The organism is uncultured Thiodictyon sp. (assembly GCF_903828115.1).
GTDB lineage: Bacteria > Pseudomonadota > Gammaproteobacteria > Chromatiales > Chromatiaceae > Thiodictyon.
On the sequence record NZ_CAIKKU010000683.1, the window covers coordinates 1 to 2,754 of the forward strand.

General features: G+C 65.3%; 2 protein-coding genes. One reads left to right on the top strand and one right to left on the bottom strand.

Annotated elements, in window-relative coordinates; all coding sequences use genetic code 11:
• Positions 1-352: 352 nt before the first annotated feature.
• The gene (locus tag QZY48_RS25865) at positions 353-2,029 is read left to right on the top strand and encodes a DUF6399 domain-containing protein (protein ID WP_295436399.1); all 1,677 of its coding nucleotides are present in this window, start codon (positions 353-355) and stop codon (positions 2,027-2,029) included.
• Between the two features lie 218 nt (positions 2,030-2,247).
• On the opposite strand, the gene QZY48_RS25870 is transcribed toward QZY48_RS25865, so the two are convergent.
• A complete protein-coding gene (locus QZY48_RS25870) occupies positions 2,248-2,373 on the bottom strand; it encodes a hypothetical protein (protein ID WP_295436400.1) in 126 nt (41 codons plus the stop codon).
• Positions 2,374-2,754 lie beyond the last annotated feature (381 nt).

Below are 2,754 nucleotides of genomic sequence, written 5' to 3' on the forward strand. Positions count from 1 at the left end.
CGTCGCGGTCTACGCGAAATTGCAAGGGGTCGAACTGACCACCTCCCAAGCGCTGGTGCGCTACATCGCCGGGGAGGCCCAGACATTGATCGTGACGATGAAGGGGGCGCGTCCCCCGTTACTACCTGGGTATCGGTTGAAGGCCTTGATCATAAATCCGGCCAAGACCTAGCGTAGAAGTTGGTGAATCATCCACTGGAGAGCGGCAGGACCCGCGAAATTGTGTACCCTTGGAAGTGCAAACAAACCGAGGGAGAAGCACCATGTTCGAAGGTCCTGCCGGGATCGACTTTAGCGCAGACATCGGGTCGATGCCACCGGGCGTGGTACGGCGGTTGGCCGGCGGTGGGTCGTGAAGCACCGCTCGCGCCTGGAGCGAGCCGAACAGCGCGGGGCAGCCGTCGCGCGCTTGGCGACGGGGCAGCCGCAACGCCACGTCGCCGCCGAACTGGGCGTGGCTCGCAGCACCTTGCAGGACTGGTGCAAGCCCACCCCGGTCGGCGCGGCCCCGGCGCTCTTGGTGGCCTTCGTGGCGACTCCCGAGGGCGTGCAGTGGCTCCATCAGATCGTGGTGGCGGCGCACTTCGCCATCACGCTGCACGGCGGTGCCGGAGTGCGGATGGTGTGTGAATTCCTGAAGTTGAGTGGGTTGTCGGCGTTCGTCGGCGCGAGCTATGGCACCCAACAGGCCCTCAATGCGGCCTTGGAGGAGGTGGTGGTCGCCGTGGCGCGTGAGCAACGGGCGGCGCTGGCGGTGGGCATGCCGCACCGCGCGATCACGGCGTGCGAGGATGAGACCTTTCATCCGCAGATTTTGTTGGTCATGCTGGAGCCGGTGTCGAACTTTCTGCTGCGCGAACAGTACGCCGCCGATCGCACGGCGGCCACCTGGACGCAGGCGTTGCGCGCGGGTCTGGACGGCTTGAACGTGACCGTCATCCAGGGCACCAGCGATGAGGCCACGGCGTTGCGCCGCCATATCGAGACGGATTTTGCGGCGCATCATTCGCCGGACCTGTTCCATGACCAACAGGAGGTGTCCAAGGGCACCAGCCTACATCTGGCCCGCCAGGTGAAACAGGCGGGTGCCAGCGTCGCGGCCGCCCAGACGCATCTGGACGCTGCGCGGGCGGCCGAGCAGGCCTATGACGCCCAATCCCCGCGTCCCCGCGGGCGCCCGCCAGCGTTTGCGGCCCGCATTGAGGCCGCCCTGGCGGTGGTGGTGCAGGCCGAAGCCGACCAGGTGCAGACCCAAGCGCGCCAGGCCGAGGCCCGCGAATTGGTGCGTGAGCTGGGGACCCTCTATCACCCCTATGACCTGGAGCAGGGACAGCCGCAACCCGTGGCGCGCATCGCGCAGCGCTTTGCTGAGGTATGGACGCGGCTGCAACAGCTCGCTGACGCGGCCGATCTGCCAACGCGCGCCCGCGAGCGCCTGGCCAAGGCGCAGCGGCTGACGATCCAGTTCCTTGCCACCATTGCCTTTTTCTTCGCGACCGTCGAGGCCAAGGTCGAGGCGCTGAATCTGCCGCCCGCCCTGGAACTCGCGTTGCTCACGCAGCTGATTCCGGCGCTCTACCTGGAGCGCGTCGCCAACCGCAGCACGCACGCCGAACCGCGCCACCGTCTGCGCGCCCTGAGCCGGCAGTTGCTCGAACCGCTGCGCCAACGCGATCATCCGCTCCAGGCCCTCCCGGAAGCCGAGCGCGCGCGCCTCGAACAGGTGGCCGGCGACTGCGCCGACCTGTTCCAGCGCAGCAGTTCCAGCGTGGAGGGGCGCAACGGCCAACTGTCCCTGCATCACCATGGCCGACATCGTCTCAGCGACCGCAAGCTCGAGGCACTGACCGCCGTGCATAACTTCCACCTCCGCCGCCCCGACGGAACCACCGCCGCCGAACGCTTCTTCGGCCGGGCCCACGAAACGCTGTTCGCGCAGGTGCTCCAGCGCATGCCGTTGCCCGCGTCACCGGCGCGCCGACGACCGCGCCCGCCCAAGCCGCCCGCGCTCCTGCCGGTAGCGGCATAGCAGGGGTGGCCGGAACGATGATCAAGGCCCTGGAGCAGTTCCACGGTTTTCACGCCATGTAACGACGGGGCGTTGGTAGCGAGGTCGAAGCGGGCCACGAAGTTGTAAGTGTCCGGATTGAAGTCCAGAAAGTCCCAGGGATTGACCGCCGTAGGGTCCACCAGCAACGGTAATCCGTTCGATGCCGACAGGCTGCTACGTGTGACCCGCCGCATTCGTCAGGGCTCCTCGTCGTCGGCCGCGAAAAGTTCGAGCTGCTTTTCCTTCTCCTTTTCATCCTTGGTGAGCTTGGCGCCGGCCCGCTGCTTGGCTTGTAGTCCGGCCAGGGCGGCGCGTCCCTCCACGGCTCGCGGTGAGCGGGTGTTTTGAAGGCCGAAGGCCGCCGTGAGCAGGATCGTGTCTGGCCGCGAGGCGATGACTTTCCTATATTCCTGTTCGGTCAGTGCCCTGGGTGATGCGCTGCGGCTCTTCAGGACTTAAAGGAATCAAAAAAATACTTAAAAGTCAGTCGCATAATAGCGATCTCCTGCGTACACGGGCATTGCGAAATTACGCTGAACGGAAAAACATAACCATTTGATTTTGGTGATTAGCGTCGAAACTCAGCCAACGAGCGGTCGGCAGTCGCGAGCCTCACAAATTTGAGCCTGGGGGTCCATACTTAAGGTAACCCACCGGCGAGGACGCGGCCATGCCCCAGAATCCGATCCAGTTCCAGCCCGGCA